Source organism: Streptomyces sp. NPDC048191 (genome assembly GCF_040652655.1).
Classification (GTDB): domain Bacteria; phylum Actinomycetota; class Actinomycetes; order Streptomycetales; family Streptomycetaceae; genus Streptomyces.
On sequence record NZ_JBEZMO010000021.1, the window covers coordinates 1 to 25,146 of the forward strand.

Below are 25,146 nucleotides of genomic sequence, written 5' to 3' on the forward strand. Positions count from 1 at the left end.
GCGGTGGATTCCGGGTGTTCCAGGGGTGTGCGGCGGGTGTCCGGCGGATGACCCCGGCCTCGCCTTCGGCCCGGCCCTGCTTTTGATGCGCCTTTTACTTCGCGAGCGTGGCTTCCAGTGCCGCGCGCTGGTGGGCAGCGAGGTCGGCGCAGCCGGTGACGGCGAGGTCGAGCAGGGCGTCGAGTTCCTCGCGGGCGAAGGGCTCGGCCTCGGCGGTGCCCTGGACCTCGACGAAGCGGCCGTCGCCGGTGCAGACGACGTTCATGTCGGTCTCGGCGCGCACGTCCTCCTCGTAGCAGAGGTCGAGCAGCGGGACGCCGCCGACGATGCCGACCGAGACGGCGCTGACGGTTCCGGTGAGCGGCTGCCGGCCGGCCTTGATCAGCTTCTTGCCCTGGGCCCAGGCGACGGCGTCGGCCAGCGCCACGTAGGCACCGGTGATGGCGGCCGTGCGCGTGCCGCCGTCGGCCTGGAGGACGTCGCAGTCGAGGACGATGGTGTTCTCGCCGAGTGCCTTGAAGTCGATGACGGCGCGCAGCGAGCGTCCGATGAGCCGGGAGATCTCGTGCGTACGACCGCCGATCTTGCCCTTGACGGACTCGCGGTCGCCGCGGGTGTTGGTGGCGCGGGGCAGCATGGCGTACTCCGCGGTGACCCAGCCCTCGCCGCTGCCCTTGCGCCAGCGCGGGACGCCCTCGGTCACGGAGGCGGTGCAGAACACCTTGGTGTCGCCGAAGGAGACGAGGACGGAGCCCTCGGCGTGCTTGCTCCATCCGCGTTCGATGGTGACCGGGCGGAGCTGTTGGGGGGTACGGCCGTCGATGCGAGACATGGCGACGAGCCTAGCCGTACCTGCGCAAGGGGCTCGTCCCGCGTCGGGAAGAGCCCCTTTCGAGGTGAACCCGCCGGCTCACATCATGTCTTCGATCTCCGCGGCGATCGGGTCGGCGTCGGTGCCGATGACGACCTGGATGGCGGTGCCCATCTTGACGACGCCGTGGGCGCCGGCGGCCTTCAGGGCGGCCTCGTCGACCAGGGACGCGTCGGACACCTCGGTGCGCAGGCGGGTGATGCAGCCCTCGATCTCCTCGATGTTGTCGATGCCGCCGAGGCCGGCGACGATCTTCTCAGCCTTGCTGGCCATGTTCCTTCTCCCTGATCCGAACCGCTTTGTCGCAGTAACCCACAGTTGGCCCCTCTTCGCGAGCGGTCATGCCGCGCGTGCCGGATGATGGCGATCACGACAGCGGAACCGTCCGCCGACTGGTCTACACCACAGGGGGTACGGTCGCCAAACCGCGTCCGAGTCGAGTGGCCGGAGGACGCCATGAGTGCCGACAGTCCACCCGCCGACAGCACGGTCGGCCCGGCACGGGAACGCTGGAACCGCCTGTTCCAGGGTCTGCAGAAGATGGGACGCAGTCTGCAGCTGCCGATCGCGGTGCTGCCGGCGGCGGGCATCATCAACCGTCTCGGCCAGCCGGACGTGTTCGGCAAGGACGGCCTGGGCTGGACGAACGTCTCCAAGGTCATGGTGGGCGCGGGCGGCGCCCTGCTCGACGGGTCGATCGGGCTTCCGCTGCTGTTCTGCGTGGGCGTGGCGATCGGCATGGCGAGGAAGGCGGACGGTTCGACGGCACTGGCGGCGGTGACGGGCTTCCTCGTCTATTACGGGGTGCTGCACCAGTTCCCGCAGACCTGCCCCGGCGGTTCCAGGGCGATCCCGCAGGTCGGCTGTCAGGTGACGGTCGGCGCGGCCACGGGTGCGGTGACGCCCTTCACCTTCCAGAACCCGGGCGTCTTCGGCGGGATCGTGCTGGGCCTGCTGGCCGCCTTCTTCTGGGCCCGGTTCCACCGCACGAGGCTGGTGGACTGGCTGGGCTTCTTCAACGGCCGCCGGCTGGTGCCGATCATCATGGCGTTCGTCGCCATCGTCTTCGCGGCGCTGTGCCTGTGGATCTGGCCGCCGGTCGGCGGCGGCCTGGAGAGCTTCGGCAAGTGGCTGCGGGACGCCGGCTCCTGGGGTGCGGGCGTCTTCGGCGTCGCCAACCGGGCGCTGCTCGTCGTCGGCCTGCACCAGTTCCTGAACGTGCCCATCTGGTTCCAGTTCGGCAGCTACACCAAGCCCGACGGCACGGTGGTGCACGGCGACATCAACATGTTCCTGCAGGGCGACCCGCACGCCGGCCAGTTCACCTCGGGCTTCTTCCCGATCATGATGTTCGCGCTGCCGGCCGCCGCGCTGGCGATGACCCACTGCGCCAAGCCGCACCGCCGCAAGGAGGTCGGCGGTCTGATGCTGTCGGTGGCGCTGACGTCGTTCGTGACCGGCATCACCGAGCCGATCGAGTACTCGTTCATGTTCATCGCGCCGCTGCTGTACGCCGTCCACGCGCTGCTGACCGGCGTCTCGATGGCGGTGACCTGGGCGCTCGGGGTGCACGACGGGTTCAGCTTCTCGGCCGGCCTCATCGACTACGTCATCAACTGGCGCCTGGCGACGAAACCGTGGCTGATCATCCCGATCGGCCTGTGCTTCGCGGCGGTCTACTACGTCGTCTTCCGTCTCGCGATCACGCGGTTCGACCTGAAGACACCGGGCCGTGAACCGGAGGACGAGGTCGAGGACATCACCAAGGCGTGACCTCATTAGCACATCGGCACACCGCGTAGCGTACCGGTAGCGGATTTCGTGGTTCCTTATCCCACCTTCATCGTGCTACAACAGGTCTACACCACTGAGTGGTGTAGACCACCACCGATGGAGGAACCATTCCATGAGCACCGCCACCGCCACGGCGGCTCCCGCGAAGAAGCGGGGATCAGGCCTCTTCCAGGGCCTGCAGAAGGTCGGCCGCAGCCTGCAGCTCCCGATCGCCGTACTGCCGGCGGCGGGCATCCTGCTGCGCCTGGGCCAGCAGGACATCCACGACAAGCTGCACCTGCCGGACAAGGTCACGGCGGTCTTCGCCACGGCCGGTGGCGCGATCTTCGACAACCTGCCGATGCTGTTCTGCCTGGGTGTCGCGATCGGCTTCGCCAAGAAGTCGGACGGCTCGACGGCGCTGGCCGCCCTGGTCGGCTTCCTCGTCTACAGCAACGTACTGAAGGCGTTCCCGGTCACCGAGGCCAAGGTCCAGAAGGGCGCGGACATAGCCGCGACCTACAACAACCCCGGTGTCCTCGGCGGCATTCTGATGGGTCTGCTGGCCGCCGTGCTGTGGCAGCGCTACCACCGCAAGAAGCTGGTGGACTGGCTCGGCTTCTTCAACGGCCGCCGCCTGGTGCCGATCATCATGGCCTTCGTCGGCACCGCCGTGGGTGTCTTCTTCGGCCTGGTCTGGAAGCCCATCGGTGAGGGCATCTCCAACGCCGGTGAGTGGATCACCGGTCTCGGCGCGCTGGGCGCGGGTCTGTTCGGTCTGGTCAACCGTGCGCTGATCCCGGTCGGCATGCACCAGTTCGTCAACACCGTCTCCTGGTTCCAGATCGGCGACTACAAGAACTCCGCCGGCCAGGTCGTGCACGGTGACCTGAACCGCTTCTTCGCCGGTGACCCGCACGCCGGTATGTTCATGTCCGGCTTCTTCCCGATCATGATGTTCGGTCTGCCGGCCGCCGCGCTCGCCATCGCCCACGCCGCGCGCCCCGAGCGCCGCAAGGCCGTGCTCGGCATGATGATCTCCCTCGCCCTGACCTCCTTCGTCACCGGTGTCACCGAGCCGATCGAGTTCTCGTTCATGTTCATCGCGCCGCTGCTGTACGCGATCCACGCGGTGCTGACGGCGCTGTCCATGGCGGTCACCTGGGCGCTCGGCGTCCACGCGGGCTTCACCTTCTCCGCGGGCTTCATCGACTACGCGCTCAACTGGAACCTGGCGACCAAGCCATGGCTCATCATCCCGATCGGCCTGGTGTTCGCGGCGATCTACTACACGGTCTTCCGCTTCGCCATCGTCCGGTTCAACCTCCCCACCCCGGGCCGCGAGCCCGAGGAGGAGGTCGAGGACCTCACCAAGGCGTGAGCCAGGCCGCGACGGCATGAGAAGGCCCCGGAACCCGCTCGGTTCCGGGGCCTTTCCGCGTCCGCGTCAGATCTCGTACGTCACGCGCGGCGTGGCCAGTTCCACCGGCCCGGTGAACACCTCGCGCGCGTCACGGACGTTGATCTGCGGGTCCGTCCACGGCGGGATGTGGGTGAGGACCAGCCGCCGCGCGCCGGCCCGCGCCGCCGTCTCGCCCGCCTCGCGGCCGTTGAGGTGCAGGTCGGGGATGCTCTCCTTGCCGTGCGTGAACGCGGCCTCGCACAGGAACAGGTCGGTGTCCCGGGCCAGCTGGTCCAGCGCCTCGGTGACACCCGTGTCGCCGGAGTACGTCAGCGACCGCCCGCCGTGCTCGATGCGGATGGCGTACGCCTCCACGGGGTGCCGGACCCGCTCGGTGTGCACCGTGAACGGACCGAGCTCGAACGTGGAGGGCTTCACGGTGTGGAAGTCGAAGACCTCGCTCATGGACGAGGCGGAGGGGGTGTCGTCGTAGGCCGTGGTGAGGCGGTGTTCGGTGCCCTCGGGGCCGTAGACCGGGATCGGGTCGCAGCGGCCGTCGTGCCGGTAGTAGCGCGCGACGAAGTAGGCGAGCATGTCGATGCAGTGATCGGCGTGCAGATGGCTCAGGAAGATCGCGTCGAGGTCGTAGAGACCGCAGTGGCGCTGCAGCTCGCCGAGGGCGCCGTTGCCCATGTCGAGGAGCAGCCGGAAGCCGTCGGCCTCGACGAGGTAGCTCGAGCAGGCCGATTCCGCGGACGGGAACGACCCCGAGCAGCCGACGACGGTGAGCTTCATGAAGCAGAAACCTCCGTTGGCGGAAAGATCAAAAGGGCAGGGGAACGGGGGTCGTGCGGTTTGTTGAGCGTAAGGCGCGAAAGCGCGGGTCGCTCCTCCGCCAGGGGCCGTTGTGGGCGAACTCACCTGTGCTGTCACCGGTTCGGCTGGACCGAGGGCGCACAAGGTTCCGCAGAGGGCGCGCGATCCTCGGCGCGCGCCGGTAACGTCGTCGTATGGACACGTCCTGGTGGCTGGCGCTCGCGGCGGTGGTACTGCTCGCCCTGGTCGCCACGCTCATCGACGGCTGGGGACGCGGTCGCCGGTACGCGGGCCGGCACCTCGGCACGCTCGGCCGCGCGGGCGCGCACCCGGCGCGGGCCGCCCGGCCGGTCCCCGGGGACATCTGGTGGGCGGACGTTCCGCACGAGGACCGCACCGATGCCAAGGACCGGCCGTGTCTGGTGCTGGCCGTGCGCGGGAACCGGGCCACGGTCGCCAAGATCACCAGCAAGTATCACGACGAGCGCGCGGGCGTGATCCCGCTGCCGCCCGGCGCGGTCGGTGACGCCCGCGGCCGCCCCAGCTTCCTGGAGACCGACGAGCTGCGCGAGGTGCCGGTCGGTGACTTCCGGCGCCGGGTGGGTGTGGTGGACCCGGTGCTGTGGGACCAGGTCAGGCACCTGGCGGGCTGATCACTTCACGTTCACCGTCACGGCCCACTCCTGGATCCCCTTGCACGAGACCTGACCGGGGGCCGTCGGCTGGGCGCACAGCGGGCGCGAGGACGTCAGTTTCACCGTTCCGGTGGCCACCGCCTGGTAGGCGGCCGTGGCCTGGCCCGGCTGGATGACGAAGCCCGCGTTGATGCCCTTGAGCGCGGTGCCGGCGGCCATGACCGGCTTCCACGGGCGGGACTTGGTGCCGTCCAGGGCCAGGCGGACCTCGCCGCCCTTGGCCACACAGACGGTACGGCCGCTGTCGGCGGCCTTGAGCTGCACCAGCGGGGCGCAGCCGCCCTTGGCCGGTGCCGAGGCCGACGGCGACACCTTGCCGGCGTTTCCGTTGTCCGTGCCGCTCTGTGAGCCGCAACCGGCGAGGAGCAGCGCTGCCGCCGCGAGGGCGAGGGACGTCGTCGTACGGCGCATGGGGGTTCGCCTTTCTGCCGTGGCCGCGGGGGGAGCGGCCGCCTGGTGCAGATGTGACGTGCCGGCGCCACGAACGGATCCCGCACGCGGATGGTTTCCGCGTGCGGGATCGAGTGCTCAGTTCATACCGGTCAGCTGGTCGTCAGGGCGGTGTCGTCCACGACGAAGCTGGTCTGCAGCGAGGAGTCCTCCACGCCGTTGAACTTCAGGGTGACCGTCTGGCCCGCCAGCGAGGACAGGTCGAAGGTCTTCTGCGCGTACCCGGAGTTCGCGTTGACGTTGGAGTACGTCGCCAGGGTGGTCGAACCGGCGGTCACCGTCAGCTTGTCGTACGCGGTGCTGCCGGTCTCCGCGGTGTCGATGTGCAGGTAGAAGGTGAGCGTGGCCTTGCAGCCGGCCGGGATCGTCACCGACTGCGACAGCGTGTCGGTGTGCGAGGAGCCGTAGCCGTCCAGCCAGGCCTTGTAGGAGCCGCCGTGGGCGGCCTCACCGGAGTCGGTGGTGATCACACCGCTGGTCGCGGTCCAGCCGGTGCTGCCCGACTCGAAGCCCGGGTTGGCCAGCAGCTGCGAGGAGGAGCAGGTGCCGCCGGAGGAGCCGACGGTCCAGGTGAAGGAGGTCGAGCCGGAGGCGCCGGTGGAGTCCTTCGCGGTGACCGTGACCTGGTAGGTGCCCGCGGTGGACGCCGTACCGGAGATCAGGCCGGTGGAGCTGTTGATGGACAGCCCGGTGGGCAGTCCGGAGGCGCTGTAGGTGAGGGCCGCGCCCGCGCTGTCGCTCGCATGGATCTGCAGGCTGGCCGAGCCGCCCGTGGTGGTGGACTGGCTGCCCGGGTTGGTGACGGTCACCGTGTTGCCCGTGCTGGAGCCGGAGGTGAAGGCGGTGGTGCCGTTCGGGGTGCCCCAGCCGGTCGGGCCGTCGTAGCCGGTCCTGGCGGTGCAGAAGTACGAGGTGGAGCAGGAGCCGTTGGAGCCGCTGGTCACGTCGTACAGGTTGGAGGTGTGGGAGTACGGGTACTTCGCCGGGTAGTCGCTGGAGCCCGGGGTGCCCGCGAGGGCGTAGACCGAGGCGATGATCGGCGAGGAGGCGCTGGTGCCGCCGTAGACCGCCCAGCCGGAGCCGCCGTAGGTGTCGTAGACCGCCACGCCGGTGGCCGGGTCGGCGACCGCGGAGACGTCGGCCTCCATGCGCTTGGAGCAGCTGGTGTCGGTCTGCCAGCTCGGCTTCGGGTCGTAGGCCGAGCAGCCGGAGCCGGTGCCCTCGGTGGAGCTGGTGTTCCACACCGACTCGCTCCAGCCACGGGAGTTGGAGGCGGTGGTGAGGGCGGTGCCGCCGACAGCGGTCACGTACTGGGAGGTCGCCGGGTACTCGGCGCCGTAGCCGGAGTCACCCGCGGAGACGGTGATCGCGACGCCCGGGTGCTTGAAGTACTGGGTGTCCTCACTGGTCTGCGAGGACGACTCGGAGCCGCCCCAGCTGTTGGAGACGAACTTGGCGCCGAGCGAGACGGCCTCGTTCTCGGCGATGCCGAGGTCGGTGTCGTTCGCGGAGTTGGCCTCGACCAGGATGATGCTGCAGTTCGGGCAGACCGCGCTGACCATGTCGATGTCGAGCATCTCTTCACCGGCCCAGCCGGTGTCGTTGGTCGGCAGCGAGGTGGTAGAGCCGGTCTGGCTGACCTGCTTGAAGCAGCCGTTGGCCTTGGTGCAGGACGACAGGCCGTACGTGGAGCGGTAGGTGGCCAGGTCCGACTCGGCGTTCGGGTCGTTGTAGGCGTCGACGATGGCGACGGTCATGCCCGAACCGGCCGCGGTGGGCAGGTTGTAGGCGCTGTGCAGGTTGGCCGGGGAGAGGCCGGAGGGCGCGGCGGCGGCGAGCGCCGAGGCGAGCCGCTGCTTGATGTCGGTGCGGCGCTGGGCGAAGCAGGACGCGTGGCCCGGCTCGGCGGTGGCGCACAGGTGCTGGGTCGGCACCTTCTGACCGGCCTTGCCGGTGGCGTGGAAGGTCTGCCGCCCGGGGTCGGTCAGCGCTTTCGCGTTCTGCGTGACCTTGGAGACGTGGGGGTGCGCGCCGGCGGTCTGCGCACCGGCCGTGGGCGCGGCGACGAGTCCGGTGACGGTGAGGGCGAGGGCGGGGAAGGCGACGGTGAGAAGTCTTCGCAGACTCCGTCTCCGCCGGCTCGGGTGTGACTCACGCATGGGGTACTGCCTCCGGTTGACGTGGGGTTTCGCACTGGATTGGCAGGCCCGTGACGCGCGTAGCGGCGGTGGAACCGCGCAGTCATGAGCATGACACTCACAGACACCTGACCGGCCGCCGCGTGAGCGTGACATGTCAGGGTGCGGGAGGAACGTAGTCCTGGCCCCAGGGATAGTGGCAGTACTCAAAGGAATTCTTTGCCCTGCCATAGGAATGGCTTAGCCCCCTCATGAGAGGGGGCTGACGGGCACTTGGCGGGAAACTACGCCCAGAGCTGGCCCTGCAGCGTCTCGATGGCCTCCTCGGTGGTGGCCGCCGTGTAGACGCCGGTGGACAGGTACTTCCACCCGCCGTCGGCCACGACGAAGACGATGTCGGCGGACTCCCCCGCCTTGACCGCCTTCTTCCCCACGCCGATCGCCGCGTGCAGGGCGGCACCGGTCGAGACGCCCGCGAAGATGCCCTCCTGCTGCAGGAGTTCACGGGTGCGGGTGACCGCGTCGGCCGAGCCGACCGAGAAGCGGGTGGTCAGCACGGAGGCGTCGTACAGCTCCGGCACGAAGCCCTCGTCGAGGTTCCTGAGGCCGTACACCAGGTCGTCGTAGCGCGGTTCGGCGGCGACGATCTGGACGCCCGGCCGGTGCTCGCGCAGGTACCGGCCCACGCCCATCAGGGTGCCGGTGGTGCCGAGGCCGGCGACGAAGTGGGTGACGGAGGGGAGGTCGGCGAGGATCTCCGGGCCGGTGGTGGCGTAGTGGGCGCCCGCGTTGTCCGGGTTGCCGTACTGGTACAGCATCACCCAGTCCGGGTGCTCGGCGGCCAGCTCCTTGGCCACGCGCACCGCGGTGTTGGAGCCGCCCGCGGCCGGGGAGGAGATGATCTCGGCGCCCCACATGCCGAGCAGGTCCCGGCGCTCCTGCGAGGTGTTCTCCGGCATCACGCACACCATGCGGTAGCCCTTGAGCTTGGCCGCCATGGCGAGGGAGATGCCGGTGTTGCCGGAGGTGGGCTCCAGGATCGTGCAGCCCGGGGTGAGCCGGCCGTCCTTCTCCGCCTGCTCGATCATGTGCAGCGCGGGGCGGTCCTTGACCGATCCGGTCGGGTTGCGGTCCTCCAGTTTGGCCCAGATGCGGACGTCGGCGGACGGCGAGAGCCGCGGCAGGCGCACCAGAGGGGTGTTGCCCACCGCGGCCAGCGGGGAGTCGTAGCGCATCGCTGCTCAGCGACCGATCAGCGCATGCCGCCGGCCACGGCCGGCAGGATCGTCACGGTGTCACCGTCGGACAGCTTGGTGTCGATGCCGTCGATGAAGCGGACGTCCTCGTCGTTCAGGTACACGTTGACGAAGCGGCGCAGCTTGTCCTCGTCCACGATGCGGGCCTGGATGCCCACGTGCCGGGTCTCGAGGTCGGCGAACAGCTCGGCGAGGGTGTTCCCGCTGCCCTCCACCGCCTTCTGGCCGTCCGTGTACGTGCGGAGGATGGTCGGGATGCGGACCTCGATGGCCATGGCTCAGGGCTCCTGTCGGAAGGTGTCGGCGGTTCGGGCGTGCGGCGGCTCGCCGCGGCACACGGCCGTACGGCGGCAGGGAACGTCAACAGATGGCGCTGTTCAGCCTGCAAAGGTCGACGTGCAGCCGCGCCACGAGCAGCATGCCCCGCGCCTTCTCGCTCACGTCGTACAGAACCATGGGCTCATCGTATCGATTCCCGGTCCGGCTCCCGGAATGTGATCTCGTATCCCGGACAGTTCCCATCCGCAGTACGAGACCGGAAGGGAAGCTCAGTAGGCCTCCACGACCTTGACCTCCTCCTCCGTGACCTCGCCCGCGACGATCCGGAAGGAGCGGAACTGGAAGTCGCCGAGGCCGTCGGTGTCGGCGGTGGACACCAGGACGTAGTGGGCGCCGGGCTCGTTGGCGTAGGAGATGTCCGTGCGGGACGGGTAGGCCTCGGTCGCGGTGTGGGAGTGGTAGATGATCACCGGGTCCTCGTCGCGGTCGTCCAGCTCGCGGTAGAGCTTGAGCAGGTCGCCCGAGTCGAACTCGTAGAAGGTCGGCGACATGGCCGCGTTCAGCATCGGGATGAAGCGCTCGGGGCGGTCCGAGCCCGCCGGGCCCGCGACGACACCGCACGCCTCGTCCGGGTGGTCCTTGCGGGCGTGGGCGACGATCTGGTCGTGGAGGGCCTGGGTGATGGTCAGCATGACGGTCAGGATAAGCAGACGGGCCGCCCCGTACCGAGGTGTGGTACGGGACGGCCCACATGCCGGACGTCCTGAGCGGCGGCCGACGGGGGTGCCACGAGTACCCCCGCCGGCCGGACGTCCCTTGCGGTGGCCTGGCGGTGCTCAGCGCTTGCGGAAGGCCGCGGCCTGAGGGTTGCGACGCCTGAGCACCCAGTAGGACACGCCGAGGATCGCGGCCCACAGTGGAGCACAGTAAAGCGACACCCGGGCGTCCTTGTCGATACCCATCAGTACGATCACCATGAAGATGAACGCCAGCGCGAAGACGCTCGTGTACGGCGCACCCGGCGCGCGGAACTCGCTCTGCGGCAGCAGCCCGGCGTTCGCCTTCGCGCGGTAGCGGATCTGGCAGAACAGGATGACGATCCACGCCCACATGCCGGAGATGGTCGCGAAGGACACCACGTAGTCGAACGCCTTGCCCGGCCACTGGTAGTTGATCCAGACGCCGACCAGCATCAGCGCCGCGGAGAACGTGGTGCCGGCCAGCGGGGTACCGCTGCGCGTCAGCTTGGTGAAGAACTTCGGACCCTGGCTGTTGAGCGCCAGGTCGCGCAGCATGCGGCCGGTGGAGTACATGCCGGAGTTGCAGGAGGACAGCGCGGCCGTGAGGACGACGAAGTTCACGATGCCGGCGCCCGCGGCGAGACCCATCTTCTGGAAGGCGGCGACGAAGGGACTCACGCCCGGGTGGAAGTTCGTCCACGGCACGACCGACAGGATCATGATCAGCGCGCCGACGTAGAAGACGGCGATGCGCCAGGGCACGGTGTTGATCGCCTTCGGCAGCACCTTCTTGGGGTCCTTGGACTCGCCCGCGGTCACCCCGACCAGCTCGACGGCGAGGAAGGCGAACATGACCATCTGCAGGGTCATCAGCGTGCTGCCGACACCGTGCGGGAAGAAGCCGCCGTCGCTCCACAGGTGACTGACGGACGCGGTGTCGCCGGCGTCGGAGAAGCCGATCGTGAGGATGCCGGCGCAGATCAGGATCATGCCGATGATCGCGGTGACCTTGACCATGGAGAACCAGAACTCCAGCTCACCGAAGAGCTTCACGGAGATCAGGTTGGCGCCGTACAGCACGACCGTGAAGACCAGGGCCGAGACCCACTGCGGGATGTCGAACCAGTACGTCATGTAGGCGGCCGCGGCCGTGACCTCGGTGATGCCGGTGACCACCCAGAACAGCCAGTACGTCCAGCCGGTGACGAAGCCCGCGAAGGGGCCGATGAACTCGCGCGCGTACTCCGAGAACGAACCCGACACCGGGCGGTACATCAGCAGCTCGCCGAGCGCCCGCATGATCAGGAAGATGACGAGTCCCGCGACGGCGTACGCCAGGATCAGGCTGGGACCCGCCTTGGAAATGCCCTTGCCCGCGCCGAGGAACAGACCGGTGCCGATGGCCCCGCCGATGGCGATCATCTGGATCTGCCGGGACCCGAGCCCGCGCTGGTATCCCTCGCCGCCCTCGCTGTCGGCCCGCGCGGCCTCATTGCCGTCGCGAAGCTGGTCGACCTGCGATGAGGTCATGTGTGGTGCGCCTTTCTCCATGCCGACCCGGGCCTCGTCTCGGCCTCGGATCGGGTTTCGATCCCCCCGGATTGCTGGAGCTGGGCGGCTTTCCAGGTCCGCCCGTGCCTGGCCGACGGTCGTCGGCTCGGTGGCGCACCCGGCCCCACATGGGTGGTGTGGGCCGGGCGGTCGTGAAGATTTATCACGGCCGCAATATTGATCACAGGGGGGCAATGTGGCGCACTGCACAGGGAAAAGCGGGCAAAGAGCCCTCTAATGCTTCAAACCTGACCACAACGGTGACGCGATCGTTATCCGGATTTGAGCGTCCGCTGAGCGAACACTCGTGCACCGACAAAACGGCCAGGTCAGGGCATAAGGGTGTTGACCAGGGTCTCCTGAAGCCCGCCGAGCCAGAGATAGGCCATCACCATCGGCTTGCGCGGATCCTCGTCCGGGAGCCGGTAGAGCAGATCGGTGTCGTCCTCGTCGACGATCTCCAGCCGGGTGCCGATCGCGAGCCGCAGGTCGTTGAGGGCGCCGAGCCACTGCCGGGACTCCTGGGGCGCCAGCTTCAGCACCGCCCCGCCCTCGTCCACCGGGGCGAGCGCGTCCAGGCCGCGGATCACCGCGAGAGCGTTCTCCCGCTTGCCGGCCCGCAGGTCGTTCTCGGTGTAGCGGCGGAACTCGGCGGAGTGGGCCTGCCGCTCCTCGGCGTCGGCCGGCGAGTCCGGGGCCTGCTCCGGGTCACTGTAGGCGTCCGGGAGGAGCCGCCTGAGCACCGGGTCGGCGGGCGGCTCGCTCGGGCCCTCCGCGAACAGCTCGGCGAGCGGGTCCTCCGGGCTGTCGGCGCCGGGGCCGGGGCCGATGAGCTCGAGGAGCTGGACGGCGAGCGACCGGATGATGGAGATCTCGACGTCGTCGAGCGCGACGGCGGCACCGCCGCCGGGGAGCGGTTCGAAATGTCCGGGCATGTAAATGAGTTCGCTACTTCCGGTCCTGCTGCAGGGTGGCCCACAGACCGTAGCCGTGCATCGCCTGCACGTCGCGTTCCATCTCCTCGCGGGTCCCGCTGGAGACGACCGCCCGGCCCTTGTGGTGGACGTCGAGCATGAGCTTGGTGGCCTTGTCCTTGGAGTAGCCGAAGTACGCCTGGAAGACGTAGGTCACGTAGCTCATGAGGTTGACCGGGTCGTTGTGCACGATGGTGACCCAGGGGACGTCGGGCTCGGGTACGGCGAAGACCTCCTCCGCCGACTCGGTGCGTTCGATCTCTACGGGCGCGGGTGACGTCACAGTGCCCATGCTGCCACGGCCCACGAAAATCGTCACACCGACGAAAAGGGAGTACGATCGGTTGCCATGAACACAGCGGACCTTGGGCTGCCGGTGGACGTTCCCTCGACGGCGCTCTTCACGGACCAGTACGAGCTGACGATGCTGCAGGCCGCCCTGAAGGCCGGTACGGCCGAACGGCGGAGCGTCTTCGAGGTCTTCACCCGGCGGCTGCCGGACGGGCGCCGCTACGGCGTGGTGGCGGGCACCGGACGGGTCCTGGACGCGGTGGAGAACTTCCGCTTCGACGCGGACGTCATCGGCTTCCTGCGGGACCGGCGGATCGTCGACGAGGAGACCCTGAAGTGGCTCGCCGACTACCGCTTCCGCGGGGACATCTGGGGCTACCCCGAGGGCGAGGTCTACTTCCCCGGCTCGCCGGTCATGCGGGTCGAGGGCACCTTCGCCGAGTGCGTGCTGCTGGAGACGGTGATCCTCTCCATCCTCAACCACGACTCCGCGATCGCCGCGGCCGCCTCCCGGATGTCCTCCGCCGCCGGGGACCGCCCGCTGATCGAGATGGGGGCCCGCCGCACCCACGAGCTGGCCGCGGTCGCCGCGAGCCGCGCGGCCTACGTCGGCGGCTTCGCCACCACCTCCGACCTGGCGGCCGGGTTCCGCTACGGCATCCCGACCGTCGGCACCTCGGCGCACGCCTTCACCCTGCTCCACGACCACGAGCGGGACGCCTTCCGGGCCCAGGTCGACACCCTCGGCCGGGGCACCACCCTGCTCGTGGACACCTACGACGTCGCCGAGGCCGTCCGCACCGCCGTGGAGGTGGCCGGCCCCGAGCTGGGCGCGGTCCGCATCGACTCCGGCGACCTGCTGCTCGTGGCACACCGGGTGCGGCAGCAGCTGGACGAGCTGGGCGCCACGAACACCAAGATCGTGGTCACCTCCGACCTGGACGAGTACGCCATCGCCTCCCTCGCCGCCGCCCCCGTGGACGCCTACGGCGTCGGCACCCAGCTGGTGACCGGCTCCGGGCACCCGACCTGCTCCATGGTCTACAAGCTGGTCGCCCGCGCCGAGTCCGGCGACCCGAAGGCGCCGCTGGTGCCGGTCGCGAAGAAGTCCAGCGGCGGCAAGACCTCCGTCGGGGGCCGCAAGTGGGCGGCGCGCCGGCTGGACGAGGAGGGGGTGGCGGAGGCCGAGATCGTGGGCACCGGGCCGGTCCCGGCCGAGCTGGCCGACCGGCAGCTGCCGGTCGAGCTGATCAAGGGCGGGGACGTGGTCGCCCGCGAACCGCTGGACGTCCCACGGGACCGCCACATCGCCGTCCTCGCGAACCTCCCGCTCTCCGCCACCCAGCTCTCCCGGGGGGAACCCGTCCTTCCGACGGAGTACGTCCAGGGGCGCTCGGGTAGCTAAAGCGGGACCGCCGTCCGCCCCCCTCGAACGCCCCCTCCCGTACGGGCCCGTAATTCTCTAGGCTCAGTTACTTGACTCGTCGTCGAAGGACACCACCATGCGCCGCGCCTTGATCGTCGTAGACGTGCAGAACGACTTCTGCGAGGGGGGCAGCCTCGCGGTGGCCGGTGGGGCGGACGTGGCCGCCGCCATCACGGAGCTGATCGGCCAGACGGGCGGCACCGGATACCGCCACGTGGTGGCCACCCGGGACCACCACATCGCGCCCGGCGGCCACTTCGCCGACAACCCCGACTTCGTCCACTCCTGGCCCGCGCACTGTGTCGCGGGCACGGAGGGCGTCGGCTTCCACCCGAACTTCGCCCCGGCCGTCGCCTCCGGCGCGGTCGACGCGGTCTTCGACAAGGGCGCCTACTCGGCGGCCTACAGCGGCTTCGAGGGCGCCGACGAGAACGGCGTCCCCCTGGCCGACTGGCTCCGCGCCCGCCACGTCGACGAGGTCGACGTGGTCGGCATAGCCACGGACCACTGCGTACGGGCCACGGCCCTGGACGCCGTCCGCGAGGGGTTCCGTACGCAGGTCCTGCTGGACCTGACGGCGGGGGTGGCCCCGGGGACGACGGAGCGGGCGCTGGAGGAGCTCCGGGAGGCGGGCGTGGAGCTGACGGGCAAGCCCGTGGTCAGCGGCTAGGGGTCACTGCACCACCGCTGACCTGCGCAGCAACGCCCGAATGGGGTGCCACAGCTCGTTCACCATGACACCGTTGTCGGCCGGTGCCGTGCGCCATATCAGCCCGTCCGGGTGGTGCAGCACCGCCGTGATCTCGTCCGGCGTCGGAGGTGCGGCGTTCCCCCGGAGGTAGATCGCGCGCAACCCCAGGTTGCGGAGCCTGGTCAGGGCTCGGGCGCGGTTCTGGGCGTGCACCAGTACCCGCACCGCGGCGGAGTCGTAGGGCAGGTTCAGCGCCACCACGACGGTGCCGTTCGGCAGTTTGCAGAAGCCTCCAGCGGCCATGCGGTCACATCCCCGTTTCGGTCGGTGTCAATAAGCGGTCCACAGGACGCACCTAAACACGATCGGCGGCGACCCGCCAAGGGGTTGCCGCCGATATGCGTCTGACCTGCGAAAACGTGGACTACTTCACCGCAGGGCCGACCTTGAGCAAGATCGTCGAGCCGTTTTCGGCCTCCTTGACGATCTTGATCTTGGTGTTGGTGTCAGTGACCTTCACACCCCCGGTCGGGTTCGCCGGGTCGTAGTACGTGCTGGTGTGGTCGTTGAAGACCGGAACACCCTTCGACGCCTTGATCACCGTCGCGACGTCGGCCCTGTGCAGGGTGATGCCGTCCGTGCGGTACAGGCTGAACGGGGAGTCGTAGGCCTGCATGCGGTTGCGCATCAGCGTGCCGTCGGTCCACCTCAGCGCCGTCGGGTGCGAGTCGACCGGCAGGATCAGACCGGTGCCGGGGTGCCCGTTGGAGCTGTTGGTGTTGTTGTCCGCCTGGGAGGTGTCCCACTTCCAGATCAACAGGCCGTTCTGGTACGGGTAGTGCTCCACCCAGTCGGGCCGCTTGGCCGAACCGAAGTTGTACGGGCCGGTCTTGAGGGTCTTGTCGTACGACACGTACTGCCGGTTCTCGGCGATGTAGTACTGCTTGTAGTCCTTGGTGAAGGACGCGCCGATGCGGGAGAAGCCGTTCGTGGTCCAACCGGCGTCCTGCGTCTCGGCGTTGTCCGAGAAGACCGGCGCGCCGTCGGCGGTCACCGTGATCTCGTCGGCCGCGAAGCCGTTCTCCGCGACACCGCCGTCGGTGGCGTAACGGAAGCGCAGGTCGATCTTCTTGCCCGCGTAGGCGTCGAGCGGGTACGACAGCTTCTTGTGCGTCTGCGAGAAGCCGGTCAGCGCCGGCTTGCCGCTGCCGTCCTTCGGGAGGGCCTGGCCGTCGGCCGTGCCGTCCAGGGCGGTCCAGTTGGCGCCGCCGTCCGTCGACACCTCGGCGTACAGGTAGTCGTAGCCGTCCTCGATGGCCCACCAGCCGTCCAGGTCCAGCTTCGCCGAGGACTTGCCGGTGAGGTCCACGGACCGGGTCAGCGTGTTCTTCAGGTCGTTGCCGCTGCCGCTCCACCACTGGGCCTTGCCCTCGGCCGGCTGGGTGATCGTGGTGGTGACCGCCTTGTCCGGCAGGGTCACCACGAGGGCCTGCTTGTCCCAGGTGTTGTACTCGGCCACACCGAGCTTGTGGGTGGACTGCGTACCGGCCTTGGCCGTGTCGTAGTTCAGCCAGCCCAGCTGCAGCTTGTCCCAGGCGTTCATGTCGCCCGGCAGGTCGCCGATCGACTCCCTGCCGGTGCCGAGCCACGAACCGGAGGACATCAGGGTCCAGAAACCGGTGGAGTTGTCGCCGCCCGCGGTGTCGTACTCGTCCGGCAGGCCGAGGTCGTGGCCGTACTCGTGGGCGAAGACGCCGAGGCCGCCGTTCTCCGGCTGGATGGTGTAGTCGCCGACCCAGATGCCGGTGTCGCCGATCTGGGCACCGCCGAGCCTGTTGTCCGCGGGGCCGGTCGCGCCCGCGCCGGTGCCGAAGGCGTACCAGCGGTGGGCCCAGATCGCGTCCGTGCCCTGGGCGCCGCCGCCCGCGGACTCGTCCTCACCGGCGTGCACGAGCTGGAAGTGGTCGATGTACCCGTCGGGCTCGTTGAAGTTGCCGTCGTGGTCGTAGTCGTACCGGTCCCACTGGTCGTACTGGGCGAGGTCCTTCTTGATGGCGGCGTCGGACCTGCCGGCCGCCTTCTGCTGGGCGACCCAGGCGTTGACGCCGTCGCTGACCACGTTCCACACGCTCGGGCAGTTGGTCTGCCCGCACGCGTTGTTGCCGTAACGGGCCTCGTTGTAGGGGACCTTGACCCAGTCCGTGACCTCGCCGTCGACCGAGTAGCGGCCCGAGGACTGCTTCTCGTAGTACTTCTTCAGCGACTCGGTCTTGTCGCCGGTGCCGAAGTAGAGGTCCTGGTAGTGCTTCTGGTTGTAGTCCTTCTGCCAGGCCGTGGAGTTGTCCGTCTTGCGGTCCGGCGCGGCGATGGTGTTGTGCAGCGGGCCTGCCGTGCCGCCGTACTTGGGGTCGGTCTTGTCCCCGAACTCCACCAGAATGGTGAAGATCTTGTCGGTCTTCTCACGGCTGAGCTCGACGTACTTGCTCTTGCCCCGGTGGCTCTTGAGCGCCACGACCTTGGAGCCGTTGCGTTCCTGCGCCTTGGCCTTTCCCGATATGAGCTGGCTCAGCGCCTCCCGGCGCTGGGCCTCCTGGGTCTTGCTCAGCGGACCGTCGAGGTCGTGTGCCCGCTGCTTCACCGGGGCCGGGTCGTGCCGGTTGACGGCTGCGGACCCGGTCCGGGTGTTCGCCTCAGCGACGGCGAAGGTGGCAAACGTCGCGGAGGCCGCCGCGAGTGTCACACCGATCGCGGCCGCTCTGAACGTCCAGGATCTGCTGGTCACTTGAGTTCCTCCCCTGCGCCTGTTCGGCGCATGCCAAGTGACGTAATTTGACTAGAGGTTTAGAAGAAAAGACAGTCCTTGACTTGCTCTGGTCAAGTGCACTAGGCGGAGCATACGTTCGCTTTACGAACCTGCTCGCGGACTATGCCTCCACCCCATGACTCCGTGCGCCCCCTGTGCACCGGTACCCTGGGTTAGGTCATGCTTACCGGGCGCCCGGCTCGGGCATGCACGCGAAGAGAGCCGAATGGCACGCCCATCCGAAGAATCCCCCGAAGACTTCCGAGGACACGATTGTCATGCCTCGTCCGACTGCCGCACAGCTCGTTTACGGATCCTGCACCGTGATCTTCTCGACGCTCGCCATGCTGCTGCTGTCCCAGACGAGTTCGGGCCTCGGGGTCACCGTCATCGCCCTCGCGGCCCTGGCCCTCGGGCTGCTCGTGGCGATGACGGTGCCCCTGCCGAAGACCCGTACGACCGAGCTGCCGGCCGAGCCCGCCGAGCCCGCTCCGCGGGAGCAGCCGGTGTCCACGGCTCTGTGAACAGTGCGCGCACGAAAGCGGCGGGCCGTGACCTCACGGACCCGCCGCTTTCGTACGCGCAGCCGTCCCTCAACGCGTGCTGACCACCACCGTCTTCGCCGCCTTGTCGTGCAGGCCCTGTTTGTAGGGCTTGTCGAAGAAGCTCCAGCCGCCGCAGATCGCCGTCCAGATGCAGGCGCAGCAGAAGGCGAACGGCACCCACAGCACCACGGAGCGGATCAGGTTGGCCTGCACCGAGGGGGTGGCGCCGTTGTCCAGGTTCGCCACCCGCATGCCGAGCCACTTCTTGCCGAGGGTCTGGCCGTACTTGCTCATCATGAACGTGTCGTAGGCGATGTACAGCACGGCCGCGATGAAGGACTGCCCCACGGACTTGCCGACCTCGACGTGGTCGCCGTTGACCTGGTACTCGCGCACCCCGAACGCCCAGGTGAGCAGCCAGACGACGATACCGACGAGGATCATGTCGAAGATCCGGGCGAGCGTCCGCCTGCCGCTGTCGGCGAGCGGGGGCATACCGGCGAGCGGGTCACCGGGGTAGCCGCCGGGACCGGCGCCGTAGGGGCCCGTGCCGTAGGGGCCGCCTCCGTAGGGCCCGCCTCCGTAGGGGCCGCCGCCGGAGGGAGGGGGCTGGTCCCCGCCGTACGGGGGCGGTGGCTCGTTGCCGTACGGCGGCGGGGGTTCGCCGCTGCCGTACGGGGGTGGCTGGCCGCCGCCCGGAGGCTGCCCGCCGCCCGGGGGCGGGGGCTGCTGGGCGCCGCCGTACGGGGTGTCGTACGGCGAGCCCGACCCCTGGTCCGACGGGGGCCGCTTCCTGAACGGGTCGTCCTCGGGGGGCTGCTCTCCGGAGCCGGGGGGCGGTTCGCTGCTCATGGCCCGAGTGGACCGCGAACCTCCCGGCTCCGCATCCGGCGGACGGCCGTACGGGGTACCGGCCGACGGGGAGCCGTTCGGCCGGCGCTCAGCCCGCGACGAAGGTGTGCGCCGCCTTGTCGTGCCAGCACTGGTGCCAGGGCCGGTCGAACAGGCACCACAGCACGCCCACGATCCCGATGCCGAGCAGTCCGGGCACGCTGTAGGCCAGCCAGCGGCGCAGCGCCGCGCCGAAGGAGGGCGGCTCGTGCGCCTCGATGTCGCGCACCTCGATGCCCAGCAGCTTCTTGCCGAGGGTGCGGCCCCACTTGGCGGTCGGCAGCACCTCGTACACGACGCCGACGAGCAGCAGGACGGCGAGCACGATCCCGAGGCCGGTGCCGGTCGTGCCGTCGAGCAGCCAGACGGTGACCTCGTGGCCGGACAGCTTGGCCTCGTCGACCTTCTGCTGGATGTGGTCGACCGCCTGGATGCCGAGCGGTACGGCTGCGGCGGCCGTCACCGCGCCCACCACCAGGCTGTCGACCAGCCGGGCGGCGAGGCGCTTGCCGAGTCCGGCGGGCCGGGCGGCGGCCTGCCGGCGCGCGGCCGCCTGGAAGAGGTCCTCCACCGGCGGCTTCCACGGCGCCACGGGCTGCTCGTCACCGCCACCGGCCAGCTGGTGCACCTGCTGCGCCCAGGACGCCTGCCCGCCACCGGGACCGCTGGTCACCGGGGTGGCCGGGGGGCCGCTCTGGGCCGGCACGGACGGTGCCACGGCGGCGGGCCCGGGCTGGGATCCCTGCGGTGTCTGGGCGGCGGCACGTGCGGCGGCGGCCTTGCCGGCCCCGAAGCCGGGCCCGGCCGGGGTGGACGGGCCGGGTGGGCCGACGGGGCCCTGCGGCCCGAAGCCCCCGGGCGCCGCACCCGAGCCGGAGCCGGGCCCGCCGAACCCGGGCCCCTGGGCCGGGCCCTGCGCGCCGAAGCCTGAACCCGCGTCCGGGCCCTGCGGAGGGAGGCCACTGGCCGCCCCGGCGGTCCCCTGCGCCGAGCCGTGGGGACCGAAACCGGAACCCGAGCCGGCTTCCGCGCCCGAGGCCGGGGAAGCGGGCGTCCCGGGGCCGGAGGGCCGTGCGTCCGGCCGTCCTTGGCCGGGTACCGGACGGAACGTCATCGTGCCCTCGTCCCGGACGGCCGCGGGCCCCGGGACCGGCCGGCGGAAGAGGAACGTACCGCCGGGATCCTGGTCGTCGCCTTCCGCCGGCGGGGTCGATGCGGTGCCGTCGGCGCGCCCGCCCGGCTGGGCCGGGCCCTCCGCGGGTACCCGCGGGTCGGCGCCCCAGGCGGTACGCCCCTCGCCGTCACCGGCGGAACCGGAATGCCCCGCCGGCCGGCCGCCGGACCCGGACTGCCCGACACCCTGGCCGCCGGCCCCCGGCCGCCCGGCGCCCGCGGCATCCGAGTGCGGACCGCCCGGCCCGGGCTGCGACGGCGCCGCGTCACGGTCGCCGTAGCCGGCGTGGCCCGTGCCGCCGCGGGCGTCGGTGTCCCAGCCGCCGGGCCCGCTGCCGGCGTCGGCGGACGCGCCCGCGCCGTCCCGGCCGGAAGGCGTCGGTTCCGGGTCCTCGTCGAAGAAGTGCGGGCCGGTCTCCTCCACCGCCGGGGCGGCGGGACGGACGCCGGGCGGCGGGGCGAGCGGTTCGCCGTCCTTCGGCGCCGGGCGGCTGGTGCCGGGCACCCAGGAGGCGCCGTTCCAGTACCGGACGTATCCGGGGATGGACGGGTCCGGGTAGTAGCCCTCGCGGGGCCTGTCGTCGCCTGGGGCCGGGGTTGGGGCGCTCATGTCCGTCGTCCCGTATCTGCTCGGGGGTGGGATGGGGGCCTCCACATCTATCAGACCGGGGCACCCCGCAGCGCCAGTCCCGCAGGACCCACTCCTTTCCGGGCAACGCCGTACCCGGCTCTCACAGGTCCGCCGAAAAAAATTTCCCCGGACCCGCGTAATGGCCCGGCCCCTGTCCTCTCTCCGTTGGTGCGGGCCCGGTCCGAGCGGCCCGGACGGAACAGAAAGGCAACGTCATGCATCACACCGAGGTGGAACGGGAGCTGGAGATGAGGCTCATCCTGTCGCCGGAGCGCGGCATCCCGGTGCCGGCCCGGCTGCGCTACCGCTCCGACGACCCGTACGCCGTCCACATCGCCTTCCACATCAACTCCCTGTCCCCGGTCAACTGGACCTTCGCCCGGGACCTGCTGGTGGAGGGGGTGTTCCGGCCGTGCGGGCAGGGGGACGTGCGGGTCTGGCCGACGAAGGCGGACGGGCGCAGTGTCGTGCTGATGGCGCTGAGCTCGCCGGACGGGGAGGCGCTGCTGGAGGCGCCGGTCCCGCAGGTGTCGGCCTGGCTGGAGCGGACCCTGCGGGCGGTGCCGCCGGGCACGGAGGGCGGGCAGCTGGGCATCGACGACGCCCTCGACCAGCTGCTCGCCCGGTGAGCGGCCGTACCGGTGGCTCAGAGGACCTTGCCCGGGTTGAGGATGCCCAGCGGGTCGAAGGCCTGCTTCACGGCCCGCTGCATCTCGACGCCGACCGGGCCGATCTCCCGGGCCAGCCACTCCTTCTTCAGTACGCCGACTCCGTGTTCGCCGGTGATGGTGCCGCCCAGCTCCAGGCCGAGGGCCATGATCTCGTCGAAGGACTCGCGGGCCCGCCGGGACTCGTCGGGGTCCTGGGCGTCGAAGCAGACGGTGGGGTGGGTGTTGCCGTCGCCGGCATGCGCGCAGACCCCGATGGTCAGGTCGTACCCGGCGGCGATCCGCTCGACGCCCTCCAGCATCGCGCCGAGCTTCGAGCGGGGCACGCACACGTCGTCGATCATCGTCGTGCCCTTGACCGCCTCCAGCGCGGTCAGCGAGAGCCGCCGGGCCTTCAGCAGCAGCTCGGACTCGGCCGCGTCGTCGGCCGGGACGACCTCGGTGGCGCCGGCGGCCTCGCACAGGGCGCCGACGGCGGCGAGGTCGGCGGCCGGGTCGAGGGTGTCGAACGCGGCCAGCAGCAGCGCCTCGGTGGTCTCCGGGAGGCCCATGTGGGCCAGGTCGTTGACCGCCTTGACGGTCGTACGGTCCATCAGTTCGAGGAGGGAGGGGACGTGACCGCCCTCCATGATCCGGCACACGGCGTCGCAGGCGGCGGTCGCCGACGGGAACTCGGCGGCCAGCACCAGCTGCTGCGGCGGCTTGGGCCTGAGGGCGAGGACCGCGCGGACGACGATGCCGAGCGAGCCCTCGGAGCCGACGAACAGGCGGGTGAGGTCGTAGCCGGCGACACCCTTGGCGGTGCGGCGGCCGGTGGACAGCAGGCGGCCGTCGGCCAGGACGACGTCCAGGCCGAGGACGTACTCGGCGGTGACGCCGTACTTCACGCAGCACAGTCCGCCGGACGCCGTGCCGATGTTGCCGCCGATGGTGCACATCTCCCAGCTGGAGGGGTCCGGCGGGTAGTACAGGCCGTGCTCCTCGACCGCGCGGGACAGGGTCGCGTTGACCACGCCCGGTTCGACCACGGCGATCCGGTCGACGGGGCTGATCTCCAGGATGCGGTCCATCTTGGTCAGGGACAGCACGATGCAGCCGTCGACGGCGTTGGCGCCGCCGGACAGCCCGCTGCGGGCGCCCTGCGGGACGACGGGCACGCGCAGCTCGGTGGCGGTGCGCATGACGTGCTGGACCTGTTCGACGGTGCGCGGCAGTACGACGACGGCGGGGGCGCCGGCCGGGCAGAAGCTCGCCATGTCGTTGGCGTAGGAGGCGGTGACGGCGGGGTCGGTGAGGACGGCCTCGGCGGGCAGGCCGGCCAGGAGCCGGTCGGTCAGGTTGCCGGTGTCCACGGCGTCTTCGGAGCGGGGCGCTTCGATGCGGCTCATGATCAAAGGTTCGCACTCACGGCCATCGGTGTGAACCCCGTCCGCGCCTGCCTTGGGCCACCCGGGTCGGCTCGTCGTACGGACGCACAGTGAACGCCATGGACAACCGAGTGTGGGAGCCGGACACGTCCCCGCCGGTGGAGCCGCCGGCGCCGGGCCACGGGCGACGGTGGCCGCGCCGGCTGCTGGTGACCGCGCTGGTGGGCGCTCTCGCGGCGGCCGCGGTGTGGCTGCCGCCGCCCGCGGGACGGCAGCGGCGGCACGCCTCGGTCCGGCCGCCCGCCGCCGGTCCGCGGGCACAGGCACCGGCGCTGACGGCGGTGACCCCGGGGGTGCCGGCCACACTGCCGCAACTGGCGGCGCTGATCGGGCGGCAGGAGCGGCGGGTGCGGAGCCGGCCGCGGGACGCCCGGGCGTGGGCGGTGCTGGGGAGCGCGTACGTGGAGCGGGGGCGCCGGACGGCCGACCCGGCGGACTACCCGCGGGCGGAGCAGGCGCTGCGGACGTCCTTGAAGGTGCGGGGTGCGCGGAACACCGAGGCGCTCGACGGCCTGACCGCCCTCGCGCTGGCGCGCCGGGACTTCCCGGCGGCGAAACTGTACGGCGAGGAGGCGTTGCGGGCGGCGCCGCAGCGGTGGACGGCGTACCCGCCGCTGATCGACGCCTACACCGGGCTCGGCGACTACACGGCGGCCCGGGCCTCGCTGGACAGGCTGCTCAAGCTGCGCACCGGCGCCGCGGCACGGCCCGTGGTGCGGGCGCGGGCCGCGGCGGTGTACCGGGACCGGGGCTGGCGCAAGGACGCGGTGGCCCAGCTGACGGACGCGGCGGCCGCGGCCGGCACCCCGGCCGAGCGGGCCGCCTGTCTGACCGGGCTCGGACAGCTGGCCTGGGAACGCGGGGACCTCCAGGACGCGCTGCGGCACTACGAGGCGGCCGTACGCCTCGATCCCGAGCAGCGGGCGGCACAGGCCGGGCGGGGCCGGGTGCTGGCCGCGCTGGGCCGCACGGAGGAGGCGTACTCCGCCTACCGCGCGGCGCTCGCCCGGCGTCCGAGCCCGCAGGACGCCTATGAACTGGGCGAGCTCTACGAGGCACGCGGTCTGCCCGCGCGGGCCCGGGCGCGGTACGAGCAGCTGAGGACGCTGGTACGGCAGGGGGCGGCGGCCGGGGTCGACGAGGACCTGCTGCTCGGGCAGTTCGAGGCGGACCACGGGGACTCGGCGGAGGCGGTACGGCGGCTGCGGGCGGAGTGGCGGCGCCAGCCGGGGACCGAGGTGGCCGACGCGCTCGGCTGGGCGCTGCACCGCACCGGCGACGACGAAGAGGCGCTGACCTACGCCACCGCCGCGACGGACACGTCGAAGGGCGGCCTGCGCAGCCCGCTGTACGTCTTCCACCGGGGCCTGATCGAGCGGGAACTGCGCCTGCCGGCCCCGGCCCGCCGCCATCTCCAGGAGGCCCTGCGGATCAATCCGTACTTCTCGCCCCTGCGCGTGCCGACGGCGCTGGCGGCGTTGTCGGGGCTGGGCGGGGAGGCGCGGGAAGAGCGGGCGCCGCGGTGAGCGGGGCCGTTTTCGGCCGCTGATCCCGGCAGGCGGGGGGGCGGGGGGGGCGCGCGCCGGCGCCCGCGCCGCCGCGCGCCCCCCCGCCCGCGGGGGCCGGGGGGGCCGCGCGGGGCGGCCCCGCCAGAG

25 protein-coding genes are annotated in these 25,146 nt (G+C 70.7%); 8 read left to right on the plus strand and 17 right to left on the minus strand.

The genetic code is table 11. The features are described 5' to 3' along the window. Positions 1–94: 94 nt before the first annotated feature. Together rph and AB0D93_RS28680 are read right to left on the minus strand one after the other, a co-directional pair. Entirely contained in the window at positions 95–832 is a 738-nt protein-coding gene (gene rph, locus AB0D93_RS28675) for a ribonuclease PH (protein WP_362125081.1), read from the minus strand. Positions 833–910: 78 nt separating this feature from the next. Continuing rightward, positions 911–1,144, minus strand: coding sequence for a PTS glucose/sucrose transporter subunit IIB (locus AB0D93_RS28680; protein ID WP_030610403.1), 234 nt, complete (start codon positions 1,142–1,144; stop codon positions 911–913). Positions 1,145–1,327: 183 nt separating this feature from the next. Between AB0D93_RS28680 and AB0D93_RS28685 the strand changes: the two genes are divergently transcribed. Next, complete coding sequence (locus AB0D93_RS28685; RefSeq protein ID WP_362125084.1) at positions 1,328–2,644, plus strand: PTS transporter subunit EIIC; 1,317 nt, start codon at positions 1,328–1,330, stop codon at positions 2,642–2,644. 133 nt (positions 2,645–2,777) lie between these two features. Further along, a complete protein-coding gene (locus tag AB0D93_RS28690; protein WP_362125087.1) occupies positions 2,778–4,025 on the plus strand; it encodes a PTS transporter subunit EIIC in 1,248 nt (415 codons plus the stop codon). Positions 4,026–4,091: 66 nt separating this feature from the next. Here AB0D93_RS28690 and AB0D93_RS28695 read toward each other — a convergent pair whose 3' ends face one another. Further along, positions 4,092–4,841 carry an MBL fold metallo-hydrolase gene (locus AB0D93_RS28695; protein ID WP_362125090.1) on the minus strand — a complete coding sequence of 250 codons (750 nt, stop codon included), beginning with the start codon at positions 4,839–4,841 and terminating at the stop codon, positions 4,092–4,094. 215 nt (positions 4,842–5,056) lie between these two features. Here AB0D93_RS28695 and AB0D93_RS28700 point away from each other — a divergent pair, with 215 nt between their 5' ends. Next, on the plus strand, positions 5,057–5,515 hold the full coding sequence (locus AB0D93_RS28700) for a type II toxin-antitoxin system PemK/MazF family toxin (protein WP_362125093.1): 459 nt from the start codon (positions 5,057–5,059) through the stop codon (positions 5,513–5,515). On the opposite strand, the gene AB0D93_RS28705 is transcribed toward AB0D93_RS28700, so the two are convergent. From AB0D93_RS28705 to clpS, 9 genes are all read right to left on the minus strand, one after another. After that, a complete protein-coding gene (locus AB0D93_RS28705; RefSeq protein WP_362125096.1) occupies positions 5,516–5,968 on the minus strand; it encodes a hypothetical protein in 453 nt (150 codons plus the stop codon). 131 nt (positions 5,969–6,099) lie between these two features. Continuing rightward, positions 6,100–8,166, minus strand: a complete 2,067-nt coding sequence (locus tag AB0D93_RS28710) for a putative Ig domain-containing protein (protein WP_362125099.1) — start codon at positions 8,164–8,166, stop codon at positions 6,100–6,102. Between the two features lie 263 nt (positions 8,167–8,429). Beyond that, a complete protein-coding gene (locus AB0D93_RS28715) occupies positions 8,430–9,380 on the minus strand; it encodes a cysteine synthase (RefSeq protein WP_362125102.1) in 951 nt (316 codons plus the stop codon). A gap of 17 nt (positions 9,381–9,397) precedes the next feature. Then, positions 9,398–9,676, minus strand: coding sequence for a MoaD/ThiS family protein (locus AB0D93_RS28720; protein WP_362125105.1), 279 nt, complete (start codon positions 9,674–9,676; stop codon positions 9,398–9,400). Positions 9,677–9,761: 85 nt separating this feature from the next. Further along, positions 9,762–9,857, minus strand: coding sequence for a putative leader peptide (locus AB0D93_RS28725; RefSeq protein WP_362125108.1), 96 nt, complete (start codon positions 9,855–9,857; stop codon positions 9,762–9,764). A gap of 92 nt (positions 9,858–9,949) precedes the next feature. Beyond that, positions 9,950–10,372, minus strand: coding sequence for a M67 family metallopeptidase (locus AB0D93_RS28730; RefSeq protein ID WP_362125111.1), 423 nt, complete (start codon positions 10,370–10,372; stop codon positions 9,950–9,952). 144 nt (positions 10,373–10,516) lie between these two features. Next, the gene (locus tag AB0D93_RS28735; RefSeq protein WP_362125114.1) at positions 10,517–11,950 is read right to left on the minus strand and encodes an amino acid permease; all 1,434 of its coding nucleotides are present in this window, start codon (positions 11,948–11,950) and stop codon (positions 10,517–10,519) included. A gap of 350 nt (positions 11,951–12,300) precedes the next feature. Next, on the minus strand, positions 12,301–12,906 hold the full coding sequence (locus AB0D93_RS28740) for a DUF2017 domain-containing protein (protein WP_362125117.1): 606 nt from the start codon (positions 12,904–12,906) through the stop codon (positions 12,301–12,303). A 13-nt stretch (positions 12,907–12,919) separates the two neighbouring features. Beyond that, positions 12,920–13,237: an ATP-dependent Clp protease adapter ClpS gene (gene clpS / locus AB0D93_RS28745; protein WP_362125120.1), complete on the minus strand. Its 318-nt coding sequence runs from the start codon at positions 13,235–13,237 to the stop codon at positions 12,920–12,922. A 57-nt stretch (positions 13,238–13,294) separates the two neighbouring features. Here clpS and AB0D93_RS28750 point away from each other — a divergent pair, with 57 nt between their 5' ends. Both AB0D93_RS28750 and AB0D93_RS28755 read left to right on the plus strand, forming a co-directional pair. After that, on the plus strand, positions 13,295–14,641 hold the full coding sequence (locus AB0D93_RS28750) for a nicotinate phosphoribosyltransferase (RefSeq protein WP_362125123.1): 1,347 nt from the start codon (positions 13,295–13,297) through the stop codon (positions 14,639–14,641). Positions 14,642–14,738: 97 nt separating this feature from the next. Continuing rightward, complete coding sequence (locus tag AB0D93_RS28755) at positions 14,739–15,332, plus strand: isochorismatase family protein (protein WP_362125125.1); 594 nt, start codon at positions 14,739–14,741, stop codon at positions 15,330–15,332. 3 nt (positions 15,333–15,335) lie between these two features. Here the strand turns inward: AB0D93_RS28755 and AB0D93_RS28760 are convergent, their stop codons facing one another. Continuing rightward, a complete protein-coding gene (locus AB0D93_RS28760; protein ID WP_362125128.1) occupies positions 15,336–15,656 on the minus strand; it encodes a hypothetical protein in 321 nt (106 codons plus the stop codon). Between the two features lie 121 nt (positions 15,657–15,777). Next, positions 15,778–18,135 (minus strand): immune inhibitor A domain-containing protein, encoded by a 2,358-nt coding sequence (locus AB0D93_RS28765; protein ID WP_362125130.1) that lies wholly within the window; start codon positions 18,133–18,135, stop codon positions 15,778–15,780. Between the two features lie 299 nt (positions 18,136–18,434). Between AB0D93_RS28765 and AB0D93_RS28770 the strand changes: the two genes are divergently transcribed. After that, a complete protein-coding gene (locus AB0D93_RS28770; protein WP_362125133.1) occupies positions 18,435–18,680 on the plus strand; it encodes a hypothetical protein in 246 nt (81 codons plus the stop codon). Between the two features lie 69 nt (positions 18,681–18,749). Here AB0D93_RS28770 and AB0D93_RS28775 read toward each other — a convergent pair whose 3' ends face one another. Beyond that, positions 18,750–19,553 carry an RDD family protein gene (locus AB0D93_RS28775; RefSeq protein ID WP_362125136.1) on the minus strand — a complete coding sequence of 268 codons (804 nt, stop codon included), beginning with the start codon at positions 19,551–19,553 and terminating at the stop codon, positions 18,750–18,752. An 88-nt stretch (positions 19,554–19,641) separates the two neighbouring features. Then, the gene (locus AB0D93_RS28780; RefSeq protein ID WP_362125139.1) at positions 19,642–21,375 is read right to left on the minus strand and encodes an RDD family protein; all 1,734 of its coding nucleotides are present in this window, start codon (positions 21,373–21,375) and stop codon (positions 19,642–19,644) included. 236 nt (positions 21,376–21,611) lie between these two features. Between AB0D93_RS28780 and AB0D93_RS28785 the strand changes: the two genes are divergently transcribed. Further along, positions 21,612–22,025, plus strand: a complete 414-nt coding sequence (locus AB0D93_RS28785) for an SsgA family sporulation/cell division regulator (protein WP_362125142.1) — start codon at positions 21,612–21,614, stop codon at positions 22,023–22,025. 17 nt (positions 22,026–22,042) lie between these two features. On the opposite strand, the gene AB0D93_RS28790 is transcribed toward AB0D93_RS28785, so the two are convergent. Further along, a complete protein-coding gene (locus AB0D93_RS28790) occupies positions 22,043–23,458 on the minus strand; it encodes an FAD-linked oxidase C-terminal domain-containing protein (protein ID WP_362125146.1) in 1,416 nt (471 codons plus the stop codon). Between the two features lie 92 nt (positions 23,459–23,550). On the opposite strand from AB0D93_RS28790, the gene AB0D93_RS28795 reads away from it, so the two are divergent. After that, a complete protein-coding gene (locus AB0D93_RS28795) occupies positions 23,551–25,017 on the plus strand; it encodes a tetratricopeptide repeat protein (RefSeq protein ID WP_362125149.1) in 1,467 nt (488 codons plus the stop codon). Positions 25,018–25,146 lie beyond the last annotated feature (129 nt).